Source organism: Aeromonas sp. QDB30 (assembly GCF_027707645.1).
Lineage (GTDB): Bacteria > Pseudomonadota > Gammaproteobacteria > Enterobacterales > Aeromonadaceae > Aeromonas > Aeromonas caviae.
This window is the reverse complement of the sequence record NZ_JAPCIY010000078.1, coordinates 1-19,656: the sequence shown is the minus strand read 5'-3', so window position 1 is coordinate 19,656 and position 19,656 is coordinate 1. Positions and strand designations below refer to the sequence as shown.

Below are 19,656 nucleotides of genomic sequence, written 5' to 3'. Positions count from 1 at the left end.
AACCAGCGGGGCTGACGCCCCGGCGAAATTCCCCTCCCACCTACGTCGGAGGGAGTCCCCTTTCGCATTTAAGATGGCTGCATCTACTGCTATGCCAGACCCAGCCACGCCTACCTTGAGCTCTCCCCCGGGCTGGATTTCGAGAGCAAGCTGTTTGCCAAAATCAATGCTGCCGAGCTGCTGCGACGGGAGTTTGCCAAGCCAGCCTATCAGCCACAAACCATCGTGCTGGGGGCCAATACCGATCCCTATCAACCCATCGAGCACCACTATCGCCTGACTCGCGAACTCCTGACGGTGATGCTGGCTCATCGCCATCCAGTAGGGCTCATCACCAAGAGCGCCATGATCCTGCGCGACCTCGATCTGCTGACCGAGCTGGCCCGGGAAGGGTTATGCCAGGTGATGGTGTCGGTCACCACCCTCAATGAGACGTTGAGGCGACAGCTGGAGCCCAGGGCCAGCACGGGGGTTGGGCGGATCAAGGTGATCGAACGACTGGCCAAGGCCGGTGTGCCGGTCGGCGTGCTCGCCGCCCCCATGATCCCCAGGCTCAACGAGCCGGAACTGGAACAGATCATCAAGGCCGCCGTCGACGCCGGGGCGGGCTGTGCGGATTACATCTTGCTGCGATTGCCCCACGAGCTCACCACCCTCTTTTGCGACTGGCTCGATACGCACTATCCCGGCCAGAAAGAGGCGATCCTCAACTAGCTGCGGGCAAGCCGGGGTGGCGCACTCAACAGCGCCACCTTTGGTAGCCGCATGCGAGGTGAAGGACAGTTTGCCGACCTGCTCGCCCAGCGCTTTCGCCTGATCAGCAGGCGGCTGCAACTGGGCAAGCGCCATATAGCACTCAATACGGCCGCCTTCATCCGCCCGGGCGAGCAGTTGCGTCTGTTCTGAGCGCCGTCAGCTCCGTGGTCTCGGCGGGCAGCTCCCCGCTGGGTGGCGCCGTGCAATCAGCTCCGCAGGCAGGCGGGATGGCTCGTGCGCCACCTCCTCCTCATCCACCCTAAGGCGCACCTTCTCCTGCCCTCCCCACATCCGGCTCCACCAGATCTCCCACATTACCCAGCTCGTCATAACAGTGCTCCTGGCAAGCGATGCCTGCCTCTGTGGTGGCCTCATTCAACGCAGGCAGCATGGCTGGCCGTCATGACAGGGCCATGACAGTCGAGTGAAGGAATCGTGTTGATGCGATGGGACCAACCCTGCATATCAGGAAGATGACGCCGTGGCAGGCAGGGCTGCATGCACGGCAGACGGAGCCGGGCAGCAGAGAAGAGAGCTGCTGGGCAAGCACAAGGACGGGGAGAGCCTGCGGTGAGGCGGACAAAAAAAGAGCGACCATCAAGGTCGCTCTTTTGCACCGGACAAAGGGGGACGATTACTCGTCGCCCGCCTCCCCGGTATCGACGGCGCCAGCGTCCGCTGCGGTGTCGGTGCCTTCAGACACCTCCCCTTCAACAGCCAGGGCCTCGGTTTCCTCTTCGTCGCTCTCGGCAACGCGCTGCAGGCCGACTACGGTCTCGTCTTCACCGGTACGGATCAGACGCACACCGCCGGTGTTGCGGCCGATGACGCTCACCTCGGACACCCGGGTACGAACCAGGGTACCGCCGTTGGTGATCAGCATGATCTGGTCGGTATCTTCGACCTGGATCGCATCGATCACCTTGCCGTTGCGCTCATCCACCTTGATGGAGATGACGCCCTGGGTACCACGGCTCTTGGTCGGGTACTCGTCCAGCGCGGTACGCTTGCCGTAACCGTTCTCGGTGGCGGTGAGGATGGCACCATCACCACGGGGCACGATGAGGGAGACCACCTTGTCACCGGCGCCCAGCTTGATGCCGCGCACACCGGCAGCGGTACGACCCATGGGACGTACGCCCTTGAAGGTGCCTTTGCTTTCGGTGCCTTCGCCGTTGTCGCTGCCGTCATCGTCGTTGCCGGCGTCGTCGTCGGTGTCGACTTCGTCAGTGGCATCGGCATCGGCACGACCACTGCCTTCCGCAAAGCGAACCACCTTGCCCGCATCGGAGAAGAGCATGATCTCGTTGCTGCCATCGGTGATGTCCACCCCGATCAGCTCATCACCCTCTTTGAGGTTGATGGCACGGATACCGGAGGAGAGCGGACGGCTGAAGTCAGACAGGCTGGTCTTCTTCACGGTGCCGTTGGCGGTGGCGAAGAAGACATACTTGTCGGCGTCATATTCTTTCACCGGCAGGATGGCGGTGATGCGCTCACCCTCATCCAGCGGCAGCAGGTTGATGATCGGACGACCGCGGGCGCCACGGGACGCTTCCGGTAGCTGATACACCTTGAGCCAGTAGACCTTGCCACGGGTGGAGAAGCACAGAATGGTGTCGTGGGTGTTGGCCACCAGCAGACGCTCCACAAAGTCCTCTTCCTTGATCCGGGTGGCCGACTTGCCACGACCACCGCGGCGCTGGGCCTCGTAATCGGAGAGCGGCTGATACTTCACATAGCCCTGGTGAGACAAGGTAACGACCACGTCTTCCGGGGTGATCAGATCTTCGATGTTGATCTCGGCACTGGACATGCTGATCTCGGTGCGACGCTCGTCGCCGTACTGCTCGCGCACGGCCAGCAGCTCGTCACGGATCACTTCCATCAGGCGTTCCGGGCTTGCCAGGATGTGCAGCAGCTCGGCGATGAGATCCAGCAGAGATTGGTACTCTTCCAGGATCTTCTCGTGCTCGAGGCCGGTCAGCTTGTGCAGACGCAGGTCAAGGATGGCCTGGGCCTGGATCTCGGTCAGGAAGTACTGCCCTTCACGGATGCCGAACTCCGGCTCCAGCCACTCGGGGCGAGCCGCGTCGTCGCCCGCTTTTTCCAGCATGGCGGCCACGTTGCCGAGCTCCCAGCCCTTGGCTACCAGGGCGGCTTTCGCATCCGCCGGGGTCGCACTGTGGCGAATGAGCTCGATGATGGGGTCGATGTTGGCCAATGCCACCGCCAACCCTTCCAGGATGTGCGCCCGATCCCGCGCCTTGCGCAGCTCGAACACGGTCCGGCGGGTCACCACTTCACGGCGGTGCAGCAGGAACGCATCCAGGATCTCTTTGAGGTTCATAACCTTGGGCTGGTTGTTGTCCAGCGCCACCATGTTGATGCCGAACGTGGTCTGCATCTGGGTGTGCTTGTAGAGATTGTTCAGCACAATCTCGCCGGACTCGCCGCGCTTGATCTCGATGACGATGCGCATGCCGTCTTTGTCGGACTCATCGCGCAGGGCGCTGATGCCCTCGATTTTCTTCTCTTTGACCAGCTCGGCGATCTTCTCGATCAGGCGAGCCTTGTTCACCTGATAGGGGATCTCGTGAACGATGATGGTCTCGCGACTGGTCTTCTCGTCCACCTCCACTTCAGCCTTGGCCCGCACATAGACGGAGCCGCGACCGGTACGGTACGCCTGCACGATGCCGGAACGACCGTTGATGATGCCGCCGGTGGGGAAATCCGGGCCGGTGACATGGGTCATCAGCTCGTCAATGGTGAGGTCGCCGTTTTCGATCAGCGCCAGGCAACCGTTGACAATCTCGGTGAGGTTGTGAGGCGGGATGTTGGTCGCCATGCCCACCGCGATACCGGAGGAGCCGTTGACCAGCAAGGTGGGGACCTTGGTGGGCATGACAGCCGGGATCATCTCGGTACCGTCGTAGTTCGGCACCCAGTCCACGGTCTCTTTGTCCAGATCGGCCAGCAGCTCGTGGGAGATGCGCGCCATCCGCACTTCGGTGTAACGCATGGCCGCGGCGTTGTCGCCGTCCACCGAACCGAAGTTGCCCTGACCGTCGACCAGCATGTAGCGCATGGAGAAATCCTGCGCCATCCGGACGATGGTGTCATACACGGCGATGTCGCCATGCGGGTGATATTTACCGATTACGTCACCGACCACACGGGCCGATTTTTTATAGGGCTTGTTCCAGTCGTTCCCCAGCTCGTTCATTGCATACAGAACGCGGCGGTGAACCGGTTTCAAGCCATCACGCACATCCGGCAGAGCTCGTCCTACGATCACGCTCATGGCGTAATCCAGATAGGAACTCTTGAGCTCTTCTTCGATGTTGACCGGCGTGATCTCTCTGGCCAGATCGCTCATAGAAAGCCTTAATCCCTAATTAGTTGTTCTTTGGCTTAAACAGCGCGACATGGTAACACACTGAGCCAAATACATTAAGCCACAAATCCGATGAGCACATCGGGCTGGTGCGACGAGGTCGGTCCGTTATAATGCGCGCCAGGACAATAGATTGCGCGCGCCCAGCCCGCTGCGCGCCTTGCCACAGGATCATCAAAACATGAATAGTGATGCCAATGTCGATCTGACAGAAATCGCCAAATTTGAAGCCATCGCCTCCCGCTGGTGGGACATGGAGGGCGAATTCAAGCCGCTGCATCAAATCAACCCGGTGCGCCTTGACTGGATCACCGACAAGAGCGGCGGCCTGTTTGGCAAGCGCGTGCTCGACATCGGCTGCGGTGGCGGCATCCTCTCCGAGAGCATGGCCCGCCGGGGGGCCCGGGTCACCGGCATCGACATGGGCAAGGAACCCCTCGGCGTCGCCCGCCTGCACGCGCTGGAACAAGGTGTGGAGCTCGAGTACCGCCAGAGCACCGCCGAAGCCCACGCCGATGAAGCGCCTGGCCAGTATGACGTGGTTACCTGCATGGAGATGCTGGAGCACGTGCCGGACCCGGCCTCGGTGCTGCGCGCCATCGCCACCCTGGTACGGCCGGGGGGCAAGGTGTTCGTCTCCACCATCAACCGCAACCCCAAAGCCTATCTGATGATGATCCTCGGGGCCGAGTACCTGTTGAAGATGGTCCCCAAGGGCACTCACGATCACAAGAAGTTCATCACCCCCGCCGAACTGTGTCGCATGGGGGAAGCGGCGGGCCTGCTGGTGCGGGACATGAGTGGCGTTCACTACGCCCCGCTCTCCAACAGCTTCAAGCTCGGCAAGAATGTCGACGTCAACTACATGGTGGCGTTCGAGCGCCCGGAGCAAGGCTGATGAGCACACCTCACCCGATGCCCCTTGGCTGCGTGCTGTTTGATCTGGACGGCACCCTGCTCGACACCGCCCCAGACCTTGGCGCCGCCGTCAATCACGTGCTGATAAGCGAAGGCTTTGCCCCTCTCTCTGACGACATCATCCGTCAGACCACCTCCCACGGGGCCCTCGGGCTGCTCAGGGCCGGTCTTGGGGACGAGCTGCTCGAGGAGCTGGGGGCCACCCGCCTTCGCACCACCCTGCTCGACTACTACGCCGCCAACCTCTGCGTCGGCACCCGCCCCTATGAAGGCATGGTGGATCTCATCGAGTGGCTCGACGATAAAAAGCTGCCCTGGGGCATTGTCACCAACAAGCCGGGCTTTCTCAGCGAACCGCTCCTGGCAGCCCTGCCCGAACTCGCCAGTTGCGGCGTGACGGTGAGCGCCGACACCTTGCCGGTGCGCAAGCCCGACCCCGCCCCCATGTTCTTTGCCTGCGAGCGCCTCGGCATCGCGGCGAGCCAGTGTCTCTATGTGGGGGATCACGTGCGCGACATCGAGGCCGGCCGCAATGCCGGCATGCGTACCGCAGTGGCTGGCTGGGGTTATCTCAATGATGACGAGGATCCGGCCCTCTGGGGCGCCGATCTTCACTTTGATACCGTGCAGGCCCTGCACCACTGGCTGCGTTACGAGCTGAGCTGACGTCCATGCCCATGACCGACAAGGCATCCGGATAGAGGCGGATCTGCGGGGCAACTTTGATGATGTTCCGATGGCAGTGCGGACATCTGCCCCGATGCGCAGATCCCCCCGCAGCGCACCAGAGGGATCCCGGACGATCCCTCTTTTTACGGGCTTGGCAACCCCCCGAACGGCGTAACAGGACACCTTTTGACCCTGACTGCACAAGGGATGAGCAGGCCGGATTTGCTAGTAAAAACACCCTGCTTTCGCAAGCAAAAAAAGTTATTTTAATTTTCCATCTTCGATCGCCGGACTTGCATTTGACGGATCGGACGGATGAAAACCCGTTCGCTGTGAGCGTCCACTAACTCCCGTCCCGACACCCACAATTTATCCACAGCTAATGCTTTATCCACAGATTGCATTACCGTATCGACCTCACTATCTTGTAGTTCGCATTAAAAATAACACTACATCTTGTGATTCATCGCACAATCCCTGCCCAGTTTCCCTCGACAGACGGAGCCGGGTTGCGCCATTGTGCGATGGCTTTTCGGGAATCAACCGATACCGGCAGGTATCAATGAAAGGGGTCATCAGCCAATGAACTTGTTTGTGACGAAGCGTAACGGACACAAAGAACCCATCGATCTGGATAAAATTCACCGTGTGCTCGACTGGGCTGCCGAGAAGCTCGACAACGTGTCGGTCTCCCAGGTGGAGCTCAAGTCCCACATCCAGTTCTATGACGGTATCCGTACCGCCGACATCCACGAGACCATCATCAAGGCTGCTGCTGACCTCATCTCCGAGCAAAGCCCGGACTACCAGTACATGGCTGCCCGTCTGGCCATCTTCCACCTGCGCAAGAAGGCCTACGGCCAGTTCGAGCCGCCCCACCTGTATCAGCACGTCGCCAGACTGGTGGACATGGGCAAGTACGACAAGCACCTGCTTGAAGACTACACCCAGGCGGAATTTGAGGAGCTGAACGGCTACCTCGATCACTGGCGCGACATGGACTTCTCCTACGCGGCGGTCAAGCAGCTCGAAGGCAAGTACCTGGTACAGAACCGCGTCACCGGCGAGATCTACGAGAGCCCGCAGTTCCTCTACATCCTGGTAGCGGCCTGCCTCTTCTCCAAGTATCCGAAAGATACTCGTCTGGACTACATCAAGCGCTTCTATGATGCGGTCTCGACCTTCAAGATCTCCCTGCCGACCCCGATCATGAGCGGCGTGCGCACCCCGACCCGCCAGTTCAGCTCCTGCGTGCTGATCGAGTGCGACGACAGCCTGGATTCCATCAATGCCACCGCCAGCGCCATCGTGCGTTATGTTTCCCAGCGCGCCGGCATCGGCATCAACGCCGGCCGCATCCGTGGTCTGGGCAGCCCCATCCGTGGCGGCGAAGCCTTCCACACCGGCTGCATCCCCTTCTACAAATACTTCCAGACTGCGGTGAAGTGCTGCTCTCAGGGCGGCGTGCGCGGTGGTGCGGCCACCCTGTTCTACCCGCTGTGGCACACCGAGGTGGAGAGCCTGCTGGTACTGAAGAACAACCGCGGCGTGGAAGAGAACCGGGTCCGTCACATGGACTACGGCGTGCAGATCAACAAGCTGATGTACCAGCGCCTCATCAAGGGCGGTGACATCACCCTGTTCTCCCCGTCCGATGCACCAGGTCTCTATGACGCCTTCTTCGCGGACCAGGACAAGTTCGAAGCGCTCTACGTCAAGTACGAACAGGATCCGGCCATTCGCAAGAAGACCCTGAAGGCAGTGGATCTCTTCTCCCTGATGATGCAGGAGCGTGCCGGTACCGGTCGCATCTACATCCAGAACGTGGATCACTGCAACACCCACAGCCCGTTCGATCCGAGCGTGGCGCCGGTACGCCAGTCCAACCTCTGCCTCGAGATTGCGCTGCCCACCAAGCCGCTCAACAACGTGGATGACGAGGACGGCGAGATTGCCCTGTGCACCCTCTCCGCCTTCAACCTGGGCGCCATCGAGAAGCTGGAAGATCTGGAAGAGATGGCCGAACTGGCCGTGCGCGCTTTGGACGCCCTGCTCGACTATCAGGACTACCCGCTCAAGGCCGCCAAGAAGGGCAGCATGAACCGCCGCACCCTGGGGATCGGCGTCATCAACTACGCCTACTACCTGGCGAAAAACGGTGCCCGCTACTCCGACGGTTCCGGTCTGGCCCTGACCCACCGCACCTTCGAGGCGATCCAGTACTACCTGCTGAAGGCCTCCGTGCAACTGGCCCGCGAGTTCGGCCCCTGCCCGGCCTTCAACGAGACCACCTATGCCCAGGGTATCCTGCCCATCGATACCTATAAAAAGGATCTGGACACCCTGTGCAATGAACCCCTGCACCTGGACTGGGAAACCTTGCGCGAAGAGATCAAGACCGTGGGTCTGCGCAACTCCACCCTGACCGCCCTGATGCCGAGCGAGACCTCCAGCCAGATCTCCAACGCCACCAACGGCATCGAGCCGCCCCGCGGCCTGGTGTCGGTGAAAGCCTCCAAGGATGGCATCCTCAAGCAGGTGGTACCGGAGTACCACCGCCTGAAGGATCAGTACGAACTGCTGTGGAAACAGCCGAGCGTCGACGGTTACCTGCAGCTGGTCGGCATCATGCAGAAGTTCGTGGATCAGGCGATCTCCGCCAACACCAACTACGACCCGGCCCGCTTCGAAGGCAACAAGGTGCCGATGAAGCAGTTGCTCAAAGACTTGCTGACCGCCTACAAATACGGTCTCAAGACCCTCTACTATCACAACACCCGTGATGGTGCCGACGACACCCAGACCGATCTGCAAGATGACGGCTGCGCTGGCGGGGCTTGCAAGATCTAACCGCGAAACGCACTGATAAGCCGGGCGGGAGCATCAAGCTCCCGCCCTCCTGTTTTCCCTATTTCACGGCATTCGAACCATGGCTTACTCTACTTTTTGCCAGACCCAAAACGATCAGCTCAAGGAGCCGATGTTCTTCGGCCAGTCAGTCAACGTGGCCCGTTATGATCAGCAAAAGCACGACATCTTCGAGCGGCTGATCGAGAAGCAGCTCTCCTTCTTCTGGCGCCCGGAAGAGGTGGACGTCTCCCACGACCGCATCGACTTCCAGGCTCTGCCGCCCCACGAGCAGCACATCTTCATCTCCAACTTGAAGTACCAGACCTTGCTGGATTCCATTCAGGGCCGCAGCCCCAACGTTGCCCTGCTGCCCCTGGTCTCCATTCCGGAGCTGGAGACCTGGATCGAGACCTGGGCCTTCTCCGAGACCATCCACTCTCGCTCCTACACCCACATCATCCGCAACATCGTCAACAACCCGGGCCAGGTGTTCGACGACATCGTGACCAACGAGCAGATCTTGAAGCGCGCAGGCTCCATCAGCCACTTCTATGACGATCTCATCGAGGCCACCTCCGTCTATCACCTGCACGGTGAGGGAACCCACCGGATCGGGGATCGCGAAGTCACCATCAGCCTGCGGGAGCTCAAGAAGAAGCTCTACCTGTGCCTGATGAGCGTCAACGCCCTCGAAGCCATCCGCTTCTACGTGAGCTTCGCCTGCTCCTTCGCCTTCGCCGAGCGCGAGCTGATGGAGGGCAATGCCAAGATCATCAAGATGATCGCCCGTGACGAGGCCCTGCACCTGACCGGCACCCAGCACATGCTGAACCTGATGCGCAGCGGCAACGACGACCCCGACATGGCGGAGATCGCCGTCGAGTGCGAGCAGGCCTGCTTCGAGCTGTTCAAGGAAGCGGCTCTGCAGGAGAAGGAGTGGGCCGAGTACCTGTTCCAGGACGGCTCCATGATCGGCCTGAACAAGGACATCCTCTGCCAGTACGTGGAATACATCACCAACCTGCGCATGGCGGCCGTCGGCCTGCAACCGGCCTTTGCCGGCACCAAGCAGAACCCCATCCCCTGGATCAACACCTGGCTCTCCTCCGACAACGTGCAGGTGGCGCCCCAGGAAGTGGAAGTAAGCTCCTATCTGGTGGGTCAGATCGACAGTGAAGTGCACGCCGACGATCTGGGTGACTTCGAGCTGTGATGCAAGGCGACCTCTGCTGGCAGCCCATGATGCGGGAGAGCGACGTCTGTGAGTGACGCCACCGCCACCCTGAACGCGCCCCTGCATACCGCCACCACGGCGCCGGAAGGGCAAGCCCCCCAGGTACAGACCCTGGAAGGTGTGCTGCACCCCCATCCCGGCGAAAGCGTGCTGGAGACCCTGGAGCGCCACGGCCATCACGTGGAGTTCCAGTGCCGCAGCGGCTATTGCGGCGCCTGCCGCACCCCGCTGCTGGCGGGCAAGGTGCACTACGCCGCCGTCCCGCTCGCCTTTGTCTCCCAGGGGGAGTGCCTCCCCTGCTGCTGTCAGCCGGTGGGCGCCATCAAGCTCGATATCCGAAAGGGCTGACGGCCCTTATCGCCAGATCTGCCCCGCAAACAAAAAGCCGCCGGATTGCTCCGGCGGCTTTTTTCATGGGAATCTCCCGTCTCTTGAGAGAAATGAGGGGCCATGGCCCCTCTTACATTACAACCCGGGGGCGTTACAACCAGGGGGCGGCGGTCGGCCCGTGGTGCAGACCCAGCTTCCAGACCCGGCCAAAATGCTTGTAGTGACCGGCCGCGACACCGGCTTTCTCCCCCATGCCGTGGTAGAGATCGAGGTGGCCCTTCTTCACCGCGCCTCCCACATCCAGCGCAATCAGCAGCCGCAGCTGGTGCTTGCCGGTCCAGTTGCCCTCTTTGTCCAGCAGCGGCACTTCCGCGAGGATGGGGGTACCCATGGGCAGCAGGGTCTTGTCGGCAGCCACCGCCGCCATCGGCAAGAGCGGAATGCCGGCAGCCCCCACCACGTCATTGGTGGGACGGCGCTCGAAGAAGACATAGGAGGGGTTCTGCTCCACCAGCTCCTTCACGCTCTCTTCCGGCTGACGATTGGCCCACTCCTTGATGGCCTTCATGGACATCTGCTCCTTGGGCACTTCGCCACGGTCGATGAGCACCCGGCCAATGCTGACATAGCCGTGGCCGTTCTTGCCGCTGTAACCAAGGTACTGCAACCGGTCGTCATCGCCGTAGTGAACGAAGCCGGAACCCTGCACGTCCATCAGGAAGTTGTCGATGAGGGATTTGCTGTAGCCCAGCTCCAGCCCCCGGTTGGCCAGCGCCCCCCGGTGGATCTCGGCCCGGCTCGGGCAGCGACCGCCGCAGTTGGGCATGGCATAGATGGGATACTTGTACTGGGCGTCCGGGCGATGGCGCACCTCCAGCACCGGCGAGTAGTAACCGGTGAAGAGCACGTTGCCCATGCGGTCTGCACCGCCAAGCTGCGCCAGGCTGATGCCGTACTGGGTGATATGGGCGGGATTGCCCCCATTGGCGACCCAGCGTGAGAGCTGACGATAGAGCTCCCCATAGCGGCTCGCCATGCGGCCGGAGCGTTCCATCACCAGCCGGCTCTGGGGACCGAACTTGCTGTAATCGGCGCGGGCGCGGCTGTTGACCCGCTCTACCCGCACCAGATCCCCCGGCAGGGCGCCATCCAGATACTGCTTGCCCAGATTCTCAGGGATCTCGCAGTTCAGAAAACATCCGGATTCCACCTTCTTCTGGGGCACCTTGACCGGTTCAGGGTTGCCCGCACAACCGGCCAGCCCCACCACGGCGACGGCCAACCAGTACGCATGTCTATTCATATGTCCTCATATAACACCGAGTGTCTTGCACGGCGGGGAAGATGCCAAAATTGCCCGGGGAAAGCAAACGCCTTCACGCCCCTGACGACGGATTTCTCCTGCCGTGATCTTCTGGGTTATAACAAGGTGACAAGGTGTGAGAGGTCATGGATGGAACAGCTCGAAATCTTCCCGCTCCAGAGCCCCTGTGTCGGGGTCTGCGAACTGAACAACAAGGGGTATTGCAAGGGATGCCTGCGAAGTCGCGAGGAGCGTTTCAACTGGCTTGCCATGACCCCTGCCCAGCAGCAGGAGGTGATGCGCCTGTGCCGCAGCCGCAAGGCCAGGGTCGAGGCCGCTCGCCGCAAGGCGCAGGCCGCAGAGGCGGCCGATCCGCCGCCCCCGCCGGGCTGGGATTTTTAAATCCCACGTTGCCCCTCCCCTCAACAAGAAAGGCGGCCCCAGGGCCGCCTTGTCATGAAGGGTGTGTCACGCCGTGACGTCCTCAGGCGGTCGCCAGCTTGGCCTGCTCCTCGCCACGCTTGAGCATGGCGTAGGCCACCCCGGTCACCAGAGAACCGGCGGCGATCGCCAGGATGTACATCATCACATGGCTGATGGCGTTCGGGATGAAGAGCACGAACAGACCACCGTGGGGTGCCACCAGCTCGCAGCCGAACAGCATGGAGAGCGCACCGGTCAGGGCGCCGCCCGCCATGCAGGCCGGGATGACGCGCATGGGATCCTTGGCGGCAAACGGGATAGCCCCCTCGGAGATGAAGCACAGACCCAGCACGAAGGAGGCCTTGCCCGCTTCCTGCTCCGCCTTGATGAACTTTCTGCTGGCCAGGAAGGTCGCGATCCCCATCCCCAGTGCAGGCACCATGCCGGCGGCCATGACCGCTGCCATGGGGGCATAGGTCTTGGAGGCGAGCAGGCCGACACCGAAAGCATAAGCCGCCTTGTTGACCGGGCCCCCCATGTCGAAGCACATCATGGCGCCGATGATGACACCCAGCAGCACCGCGTTGGCAGAGCCCATGTTGTTGAGGAACTCGGTCATGGCATTCATGATGCCCGCCACCGGGCCACCCACCACGTAGATCATCACCAGACCGGTGAACAGGCTGGCAAAGAGCGGAATGATGAGGATGGGCTTGAGGGCTTCCAGGGTGACCGGCAGGCGCACCTTGTCACTCAGGAACTTGGCGCTGTAACCGGCGAGGAAGCCGCCGACGATGCCGCCAAGGAAACCGGCGCCGAGCGAGCTTGCCAGCATACCGGCGATCATGCCGGGCGCCAGACCCGGACGGTCGGCGATGGAGTAGGCGATGTAGCCTGCCAGCACCGGGATCATCAGGGCGAAGGCGGAGCCGCCACCGATCTTCATCAGGGCCGCGGCCAGCGTCCCCTCTTCCTTGAACGCTTCAATGCCGAAGATGAAGGAGAGCGCGATGATAAGGCCCCCCGCTACCACCATGGGCAGCATGAAGGAGACACCGGTCAGCAGGTGCTTGTAGGGGCCCGCCTTTTCCTCTTTCTTGACCGCAGCCGCGCCGCTGTGGCGATAGACCTTCGCCTCGGTCCAGGCCTTGTCGAGCTCGGCCCGGGTTTTCTTGAGCGCCGCCCCCGTGCTGGTGCGATAGACCGGCTTGCCATCAAAGCGCGCCATGTCCACCTCAATGTCAGTGGCGAGGAACACCAGATCGGCGGCGGCAATCTCGTCCGCCGTCAAGGCATTCTGGGCACCGACCGAGCCCTGGGTTTCGACGCGGATCTGGTGACCCAGCTGCTTGGCCATGGTCTCCAGGGCCTCGGCCGACATGAAGGTGTGGGCCACCCCGGTCGGACAGGCCGTCACCGCCACGATGCGCTTGGCACCGCTGGTCGGTTTGGCAACGGCAGGTGCCGCCTCATGGCGATAGACGCTGGCACCGCTTCGCGCGGCTTCCAGCAGGGCAGCGGGATCCTGGAGCGCCAGATCCATGTCGCCCCGATAGAGCGACTTGCCGTCATAGGCGGCCAGATCCACCGGTGCGCTGGCAACGACCAGCACCAGGTCGGCGGCGGCAATCTGCTCTTTCGAGGGAACCTGACGGGGCTGCACGCAGGAGTCGACGTCGAGGGTGAGCTCCCAGCCAGCCAGTTTGGCCTGCTGTTCTATCCGTTTTGCAGCCAGAAAGCTGGTGGCAATGCCCGCCGGGCAAGCCGTAACCAGAATTGCTTTCATTGGGCATCTCCTGAGTTAGCCATCAAATGGGGTTGGGGTTGAGTCGGTGCCAGATCATCCAGACGCTGTACGCGCACCTGCTCGAGTAACGGTTTGAGCACATTGATATCGTTGAAGCCGACCGCGACCTGGCTCACCGCCAGTGCCGAGACGGCGGTGGCCAGACGCAGGGTCTGCTCCGGCGTCCAGTCTAGGCTCATGCCATGGACCAGGCCCGCCACCAGGGAGTCGCCGGCACCCACGGTGCTGACCACCTCCATGCGCGGCGGAATCGCCTGCCAGGTGGCATCCGGTGCAAACCAGATGAGGCCGTCGGCACCATTGGAGATCACCACGTTGGGGATCCCGCTTGCCTGCAGCGCGCGGGCGCACTCGGCCTGCTCGCTCAGGGTCTTCACGGGACGACCGGCCCACTGGCTCAGCTCTTCCAGGTTGGGTTTGACCAGGGTCGGCGCCGCCTTGATCCCTTCGCTCAACGCCGCGCCGCTGCAATCGAAGATCACCTGCTTGCCCTTGGCCTTGAGCAGGCGGATCAGATGGCCACAGTAATCGGGGGACACCCCTTTGGGCAGGCTGCCCGCCAGCACGAACCAGTCGGTGTGGGGAGCCAGTCGCTCCAGCGCCGCTTCCAGGGCGCTGACATCGCCTTCCTGCACGGCGAGTCCCGGCAGATTGAGATCGGTCACCCGGCCGGATTGTTCGGAGATCTTGACGTTGATCCGGGTGTCGCCCGCCACGCGCACGAAGTGATCGGCAAGGGCACGTTCCTCGAACAGGGAGACGAAGCTCTGCTGGTTGCCCTCACCGAGCCAGCCGGTCAGGCCTACGTCACGGCCGAGATCTTTCAAGACCATGGCGACGTTGATCCCCTTGCCCGCGGCGCGCAAGTTGGCCTCGCTCACCAGATTGACCTCGCCAGGGTGCATGGCCTCCAGACGGGTGGTGAGATCGAGCGCGGGATTGAGGGTGATGGTGACGATGTCCATCAGTGCGCCCCCTCACCCAAGCCGGCGGCAATGGCTTCGCCAATGCCCTTGAGGGCTGCTTCGGCATCCGCTCCTTCGGCGCGAAACGCCAGACGATGACCGCACTTGACCCCAAGCCCGATCACCTTCATCAGGCTCTTGGCAGAGACGGCTTCACCGCTGCCATCGAGGTTGGCGACGCGGATGTCGGATTCATACTCCTTGGCCACCTTGACCAGCATGGCGCCCGGACGGGCGTGCAGACCGTGGGGGTTGATGATGGTGAAGGTCTCGGACAGCCCGCTCGCCGGACCCGCCTGCAACATGGCAAGACCGTCGCTGCCAGAAAGGGTGGCCAGCTGGCCGGCTGCGGCCAGCTTGGCCAGATTCTCGAGTTGCGGCAAATGGCCGCTATCTGCGGCACACAGCAGCAGCAGGGCGCTGACCGGCAATTCACCGACGTTCAGCGGGGTGCTCGGGGTGGCCAGCACCCAACCGGTCTGGGCCGCTTGCGCACGGGCCAGCCAGATGCCCTCCCCCAGGTGAACAGGCTGGCTGGCCAGGAGGGCGCTCACCATGGCGGCGTCTCCCCAGCCTGCGGATTTGGCGCGGGCCGCAGCCCCCAGCAGCAACTGCTCCTGGTCGTCGGCCGGGAAGTCCGCCAGGGTCAGGTATTGCACCTCTTTGGCGGCAGTCGCGCCAGTCAGGATATTGATGATGGTCTCTTCGTCGGTCGCCCCCTTGAGCTGGGCTGCGGCCTGCTCGTCACCCAGCACGTGGGTGAGCTGGCGCAAAATGCCCAGATGCTCGTCGGACTTGGCGGCGATGCCGATGGCGACGTAGGCAATCTGCCCCTCGTCCCACTCGATGCCGTGGGGGAACTGGGCTACCATGACGCCGGTGCTCTTCACCAGATGACGGGTGTCCGTGGTGCCGTGGGGAATGGCAATACCGCTGCCAAGATAGGTGGCGTGCTGCGCTTCCCGCGCCAGCATGCCGTCCACGTAACCTGCTTCAACCAGACCGGCGTCGGTCAGTTTGCTTGCCAGCAGTGCGATGGCGTCCGCCTTGGTCGTCACCGATTGTCCCAGCAGGATTTGCTGTCGCGCCAACTTCAACATAGAGATTCTCCATCAGGTCCGGCTTCGCCTCGCGGCGTACCGGCTCAACTCAACTCGATTTTCGGGTAACTTGCCTGCTGACAATAGACGGTGATCTCTCGCTTTGGTGAGCCGGAACCCATTTCCAAGTGCAGATAATCATCCGTTACTGACAAGCTGAATCGTTTCATTTACACTCAGACTGAATCGTTTCAGCGCATTGTTCAAGATCCCGCAGAAAGTACGTTTCAATGATATGATCCCGCGCACACTTTTCGGCGCCCCAACCAGGAACCGGCGCGGGCCTTGCAACTCAAACAGAGCCAACATGATGAAACTGGATGAAATCGCCGCGCTGGCCGGTGTCTCTCGCACCACCGCCAGCTATGTGATCAATGGCAAGGCCGATCAATACCGCATCAGCCAGGCAACCCGCGACAAGGTGATGGCCGTGGTCCATGCCCACAACTATCAGCCGGACAGCCGCGCCGCTTCCCTGCGCGGCGGCCAGACCCGCACCCTCGGCTTCATCCTGCCCGACCTCGAAAACGCCAGTTACGCCAAGCTCGCCAAGCGCCTGGAGCAAGGGGCCCGCACCCAGGGATATCAGTTGCTCATCGTCTGCTCGGAGGACGATCCGGACACCGAAAAGGAGCTGGCCCGGATGCTGGTGAGCCGCCATGTGGACGCGCTCCTGGTGGCAAGCTGCCTCCCCCCGGCGGATCCCTTCTACCTGGAGCAGCAGTCCAGGGGCGTGCAGATCCTCGCCATCGACCGTGCCATGACCACCGAGCACTTCGTCACCGTGGCGAGTGAAAACCAGAAGGCGAGCCTGGACCTCACCACCTCCCTGCTCACCCCGGCCATCGGTCATATCGCCTTGATCACTGCACTGCCGGAACTGACGATCAGTCAGGAGCGAAAAGCGGGCTTCGAACAGGCCATTGCCAGTCACAGTGCGACCCGCCACCTGTGTGAAGGGGCCCACTTCTCGCGCACCGAAGGGTATCGCCTGATCAAGACGCTCCATCAGCAGCTCGGGCAACTGCCCGAGGCGCTGATCACCACCTCCTACATCCTGATGGAGGGGGTGCTCGACTACCTGCTGGAGCAGGAGGCTGACATGAGCCAGCTCGCCATGGCTACCTTCGGGGATGACCGCCTGCTCGATTTCCTCCCCTTTGGCATCAACTCCCTGCCCCAGCAGCACGACGCCCTGGCAAGCCAGGCCCTGACGCTGGCCCTCAAGGCGGTCAATGGCGACTACCAGAGCGGCCTGCACTATGTGAGCCGTACCCTCAAACGCCGCCGCTGACCCGACCACGACGCACCACCCCGGGGGCGGCCCGCCGTGCCAGCCCCTGAGCCTCCTCCCCCACACCTGCTTGTGTTCTCCCCTGTTGTCTCAGCTTTTGCCCTGCGCCTTCTGGCTTTGAGGTGATCTGCCGGGCGGCAACCCCGCCGGCAGGGTTGGCCACCCCGCGCCAGGACCAGTTTATCGGCGCCTCGGCTCGATATAAGTGAAAATGATGGCTTTTTGGAGTATGACCCGATGTTTGCTTATATCGGGCCAGTCGCACCACCAGGGCCCCGTGTTACCCTCTGCAAGCCCTGTTGCCGCCAACGCGGGCGCTCTCGATGTCGACCCGCAACGCAGCCTGACGGGCGGCCTCCCCTTGAGGGGCGCATTTTTTCGGCGCATGGCGCAATGTGTCACTTTTTATTGCCACCCCTCGGCTTGCCACAGCACAAAATCCGCTTTTAAGGGGTTGTTTCCGCCATTTCAATCCGCTAACTTGGCAACCAATTTTTACAACTGACAGGTTTCAGGTACAGATGTATCCACACCGATATTGCTAGCCTCCGGCTTTTCCCCGGAGGCGTCTCCCGACACAGCCAACTGGCTCTCTCTTGTTTGCAACAGCGCCCCTCACTTTCGGATGGATGACATGAATACCAAGACCCTGGGTTGTACCCTGTTGATTGCCGGCACCACCATAGGCGCCGGCATGCTGGCCCTGCCGCTGGCCTCCTCGTCCCTGGGCGGCCCCGCCACCCTGATGCTGATGATCGGCCTCTGGGCCCTGATGGCCTTCACCGCCATGCTGCAGGTGGAAGCCAGCCTCAGCACCGGCAAGTGGTACCTGCACCAGCTGGCAGATCACCTGCTCGGCCCCTGGGGCAAGGGCATCGCCTCCTTCTGCATCCTGATGCTGTTCTACGCCCTGGCCTCCGCCTACATCAGCGGCGGCAGCAGCCTGCTGGCCCAGGCATTGGCCGATGCCGGCCTTCCCCTCGGCCAGGAGCAGGCGGCCTGGGTCTTTACCCTGCTGTTTGGCGGCATGGTGTGCGTCGGCACCAGGCAGGTGGATTACCTCAACCGCCTGATGTTCACCGTGAAGCTGGTGATCATGGTGGCGGTGCTGGCGCTGCTGCTGCCCCGCGCCCAGGGGCAGCACCTGCTCTCCATGCCCCTCGGGGAAGGCCTGCTGCTGGCGGGCCTGCCGGTCATCTTCACCTCCTTCGGCTTCCACGGCTCCATCCCGAGCGTCATGCTCTACCTCGGGGACAACCCCAGGCAGTTGCGCCGGGTCTTCGTGTGGGGCTCCGCCTTGCCACTCGTGCTCTACGTGCTGTGGCAGGTCGCCATCCTGGGGCTGCTGGGCCAGCAATCCCTGATCCAGACCGGCGGCGCCCTGGACAGCCTGCTGGCCAACGTCGGCGGCCTGGTGAGCTGGCCCGCCTTCAACCAGGCGATGCATCTGTTTGCGGATCTTGCGCTCGCCACCTCCTTCCTCGGAGTGACCCTGGGACTGTTCGACTTCATGGCCAAGGTGACCCGTCGCAAGGACAACTGGCAGGGCCGCACCCAGACAGGCCTCATCACCTTCGTGCCGCCCCTGCTGTTCGCCCTCTACTTCCCGCAAGGCTTCATCATGGCGCTCGGTTACGCCGCCATTGCGCTGGCGGTGCTGGCGGTGCTGCTGCCGGTGGCCTTGGTGTGGCAGAGCCGCAAGCAGGCCGAGGCAAACCACTACCGCGTCCCGGGCGGCGTACTGGCCCTGGGCCTTGCCGGCGCCATGGGTGTGCTGATCGTCGGGGTGCAGATAAGCGTCAGCATGGGATTGCTGCCCGCCCTCTGATTTCCCCGGCCCGACTAACAGAAACGCCGCAAAGAGACACGCCCCGCCAACCCAGTTGGCGGGGCGTTTCATTGGCACGGGCTCACTTGGCCGACCCGCGCCCCTCCTCGCGAAGCCCATACAACAATGAACATTTGAGTGCAACCATGTATAGATATGTACATGACTGCGCCCCTGCCCTACACTGCTTAGCAGACAACTCATGATCCCGTGCCCGTCTGGCACGCCAACCCGGGAGGCAACATGGCCGCCACCGCATCTCTCCCCCGGCAACAGCCCGCCGTCGATCCCAGCAAGGCCCTGCCCGTGGTGTTTCGCATCCTGGGCAAATGGCAGTGCAGCACGGATGAACAACTCAGGCTGCTTGGCATTACCTCCCGCTCCACCCTGAACAAGTACAAGGAGGCCAGCGGCGGCATTCGGCTCAGCGCCGATCTCCAGGAGCGGATGAGCTATCTACTCAACATCCACAAGAGCCTGCAGCTGCTGTTCAGCCTGGATGAGAGCATCTATGGCTGGGTGCGCAAACCCAACAGCCACCCCTTCTTTGCCGGGCGCAGCGCCATGGAGGTCATGCAGGGTGGGCGGGTGGCCGATCTCTACGAAGTGGCCACCCGGCTGCACGCCTGGCGCGGGGAGATGGCCTGATGTCCTCCCCGCCCTTGCGCGCCTTCCACAATGCCTGCGCCTATCGCATCATTCCTAAATAACTGATCCCAATAGTGCTACACCTTCGCTGTGCCATAGCCATTCCCCGGGAAAGGAGACACGGTATCCAT

Annotated in this window: 15 protein-coding genes and 1 pseudogene; 10 read left to right on the top strand and 6 right to left on the bottom strand. The window is 62.3% G+C overall.

Annotated elements, in window-relative coordinates:
- Window positions 1–75: 75 nt before the first annotated feature.
- Window positions 76–906: pseudogene (locus tag PG896_RS17855) on the top strand (PA0069 family radical SAM protein); the annotation flags it as partial.
- 6 nt (window positions 907–912) lie between these two features.
- On the opposite strand, the gene PG896_RS17850 reads toward PG896_RS17855, so the two are convergent.
- Both PG896_RS17850 and gyrA read right to left on the bottom strand, forming a co-directional pair.
- Window positions 913–1,086, bottom strand: coding sequence for a hypothetical protein (locus PG896_RS17850; protein ID WP_171865703.1), 174 nt, complete (start codon window positions 1,084–1,086; stop codon window positions 913–915).
- Window positions 1,087–1,390: 304 nt separating this feature from the next.
- Window positions 1,391–4,138, bottom strand: a complete 2,748-nt coding sequence (gene gyrA, locus PG896_RS17845; RefSeq protein WP_041211452.1) for a DNA topoisomerase (ATP-hydrolyzing) subunit A — start codon at window positions 4,136–4,138, stop codon at window positions 1,391–1,393.
- Between the two features lie 199 nt (window positions 4,139–4,337).
- Between gyrA and ubiG the strand changes: the two genes are divergently transcribed.
- The 5 genes from ubiG to yfaE all read left to right on the top strand — a co-directional run bounded on the left by ubiG (window position 4,338) and on the right by yfaE (window position 10,175).
- On the top strand, window positions 4,338–5,054 hold the full coding sequence (ubiG, locus tag PG896_RS17840; protein ID WP_052816220.1) for a bifunctional 2-polyprenyl-6-hydroxyphenol methylase/3-demethylubiquinol 3-O-methyltransferase UbiG: 717 nt from the start codon (window positions 4,338–4,340) through the stop codon (window positions 5,052–5,054).
- On the top strand, window positions 5,054–5,740 hold the full coding sequence (locus PG896_RS17835; protein WP_052816222.1) for an HAD family hydrolase: 687 nt from the start codon (window positions 5,054–5,056) through the stop codon (window positions 5,738–5,740). The genes ubiG and PG896_RS17835 overlap by 1 nt, the downstream gene beginning before the upstream one ends.
- Before the next feature lie 585 nt (window positions 5,741–6,325).
- Window positions 6,326–8,593, top strand: coding sequence for a class 1a ribonucleoside-diphosphate reductase subunit alpha (gene nrdA, locus PG896_RS17830; protein ID WP_010674815.1), 2,268 nt, complete (start codon window positions 6,326–6,328; stop codon window positions 8,591–8,593).
- A gap of 79 nt (window positions 8,594–8,672) precedes the next feature.
- The gene (gene nrdB / locus PG896_RS17825) at window positions 8,673–9,806 is read left to right on the top strand and encodes a class Ia ribonucleoside-diphosphate reductase subunit beta (protein ID WP_010674816.1); all 1,134 of its coding nucleotides are present in this window, start codon (window positions 8,673–8,675) and stop codon (window positions 9,804–9,806) included.
- A 48-nt stretch (window positions 9,807–9,854) separates the two neighbouring features.
- Window positions 9,855–10,175, top strand: coding sequence for a class I ribonucleotide reductase maintenance protein YfaE (yfaE, locus tag PG896_RS17820; RefSeq protein WP_406569326.1), 321 nt, complete (start codon window positions 9,855–9,857; stop codon window positions 10,173–10,175).
- 133 nt (window positions 10,176–10,308) lie between these two features.
- On the opposite strand, the gene mltA is transcribed toward yfaE, so the two are convergent.
- Window positions 10,309–11,460, bottom strand: a complete 1,152-nt coding sequence (mltA, locus tag PG896_RS17815; protein ID WP_244812930.1) for a murein transglycosylase A — start codon at window positions 11,458–11,460, stop codon at window positions 10,309–10,311.
- A 150-nt stretch (window positions 11,461–11,610) separates the two neighbouring features.
- On the opposite strand from mltA, the gene PG896_RS17810 reads away from it, so the two are divergent.
- The gene (locus tag PG896_RS17810; RefSeq protein WP_039040754.1) at window positions 11,611–11,862 is read left to right on the top strand and encodes a DUF1289 domain-containing protein; all 252 of its coding nucleotides are present in this window, start codon (window positions 11,611–11,613) and stop codon (window positions 11,860–11,862) included.
- Between the two features lie 82 nt (window positions 11,863–11,944).
- Here PG896_RS17810 and fruA read toward each other — a convergent pair whose 3' ends face one another.
- From fruA to fruB, 3 genes are read right to left on the bottom strand one after another with little or no spacing between them, the layout of a single operon-like run.
- Entirely contained in the window at window positions 11,945–13,669 is a 1,725-nt protein-coding gene (gene fruA / locus PG896_RS17805; RefSeq protein ID WP_270836014.1) for a PTS fructose transporter subunit IIBC, read from the bottom strand.
- Entirely contained in the window at window positions 13,666–14,655 is a 990-nt protein-coding gene (gene pfkB, locus PG896_RS17800) for a 1-phosphofructokinase (protein ID WP_049636760.1), read from the bottom strand. Before pfkB ends, fruA begins: the two co-directional genes overlap by 4 nt.
- Window positions 14,655–15,755: a fused PTS fructose transporter subunit IIA/HPr protein gene (fruB, locus tag PG896_RS17795; protein WP_049636761.1), complete on the bottom strand. Its 1,101-nt coding sequence runs from the start codon at window positions 15,753–15,755 to the stop codon at window positions 14,655–14,657. The genes pfkB and fruB overlap by 1 nt, the downstream gene beginning before the upstream one ends.
- 307 nt (window positions 15,756–16,062) lie before the next feature.
- Here fruB and cra point away from each other — a divergent pair, with 307 nt between their 5' ends.
- The 3 genes from cra (at window position 16,063) to PG896_RS17780 (ending at window position 19,525) form a co-directional block, all read left to right on the top strand.
- The gene (gene cra, locus PG896_RS17790) at window positions 16,063–17,049 is read left to right on the top strand and encodes a catabolite repressor/activator (protein WP_161648280.1); all 987 of its coding nucleotides are present in this window, start codon (window positions 16,063–16,065) and stop codon (window positions 17,047–17,049) included.
- A 634-nt stretch (window positions 17,050–17,683) separates the two neighbouring features.
- Entirely contained in the window at window positions 17,684–18,877 is a 1,194-nt protein-coding gene (locus PG896_RS17785; protein ID WP_049636762.1) for an aromatic amino acid transport family protein, read from the top strand.
- A 243-nt stretch (window positions 18,878–19,120) separates the two neighbouring features.
- Window positions 19,121–19,525, top strand: coding sequence for an antitoxin Xre-like helix-turn-helix domain-containing protein (locus tag PG896_RS17780; protein ID WP_244812929.1), 405 nt, complete (start codon window positions 19,121–19,123; stop codon window positions 19,523–19,525).
- The last annotated feature ends 131 nt before the right edge of the window (window positions 19,526–19,656 follow it).

What these genes read in the sequence shown, in the direction of transcription:
- PG896_RS17850 (WP_171865703.1), bottom strand. Translation starts at nt 1,086, where the DNA reads ATGACGAGCTGGGTAATGTGGGAGATCTGGTGGAGCCGGATGTGGGGA.
- gyrA (WP_041211452.1), bottom strand. Translation starts at nt 4,138, where the DNA reads ATGAGCGATCTGGCCAGAGAGATCACGCCGGTCAACATCGAAGAAGAG.
- ubiG (WP_052816220.1), top strand. Translation starts at nt 4,338, where the DNA reads ATGAATAGTGATGCCAATGTCGATCTGACAGAAATCGCCAAATTTGAA.
- PG896_RS17835 (WP_052816222.1), top strand. Translation starts at nt 5,054, where the DNA reads ATGAGCACACCTCACCCGATGCCCCTTGGCTGCGTGCTGTTTGATCTG.
- nrdA (WP_010674815.1), top strand. Translation starts at nt 6,326, where the DNA reads ATGAACTTGTTTGTGACGAAGCGTAACGGACACAAAGAACCCATCGAT.
- nrdB (WP_010674816.1), top strand. Translation starts at nt 8,673, where the DNA reads ATGGCTTACTCTACTTTTTGCCAGACCCAAAACGATCAGCTCAAGGAG.
- mltA (WP_244812930.1), bottom strand. Translation starts at nt 11,460, where the DNA reads ATGAATAGACATGCGTACTGGTTGGCCGTCGCCGTGGTGGGGCTGGCC.
- PG896_RS17810 (WP_039040754.1), top strand. Translation starts at nt 11,611, where the DNA reads ATGGAACAGCTCGAAATCTTCCCGCTCCAGAGCCCCTGTGTCGGGGTC.
- fruA (WP_270836014.1), bottom strand. Translation starts at nt 13,669, where the DNA reads ATGAAAGCAATTCTGGTTACGGCTTGCCCGGCGGGCATTGCCACCAGC.
- pfkB (WP_049636760.1), bottom strand. Translation starts at nt 14,655, where the DNA reads ATGGACATCGTCACCATCACCCTCAATCCCGCGCTCGATCTCACCACC.
- fruB (WP_049636761.1), bottom strand. Translation starts at nt 15,755, where the DNA reads ATGTTGAAGTTGGCGCGACAGCAAATCCTGCTGGGACAATCGGTGACG.
- cra (WP_161648280.1), top strand. Translation starts at nt 16,063, where the DNA reads ATGATGAAACTGGATGAAATCGCCGCGCTGGCCGGTGTCTCTCGCACC.
- PG896_RS17785 (WP_049636762.1), top strand. Translation starts at nt 17,684, where the DNA reads ATGAATACCAAGACCCTGGGTTGTACCCTGTTGATTGCCGGCACCACC.
- PG896_RS17780 (WP_244812929.1), top strand. Translation starts at nt 19,121, where the DNA reads ATGGCCGCCACCGCATCTCTCCCCCGGCAACAGCCCGCCGTCGATCCC.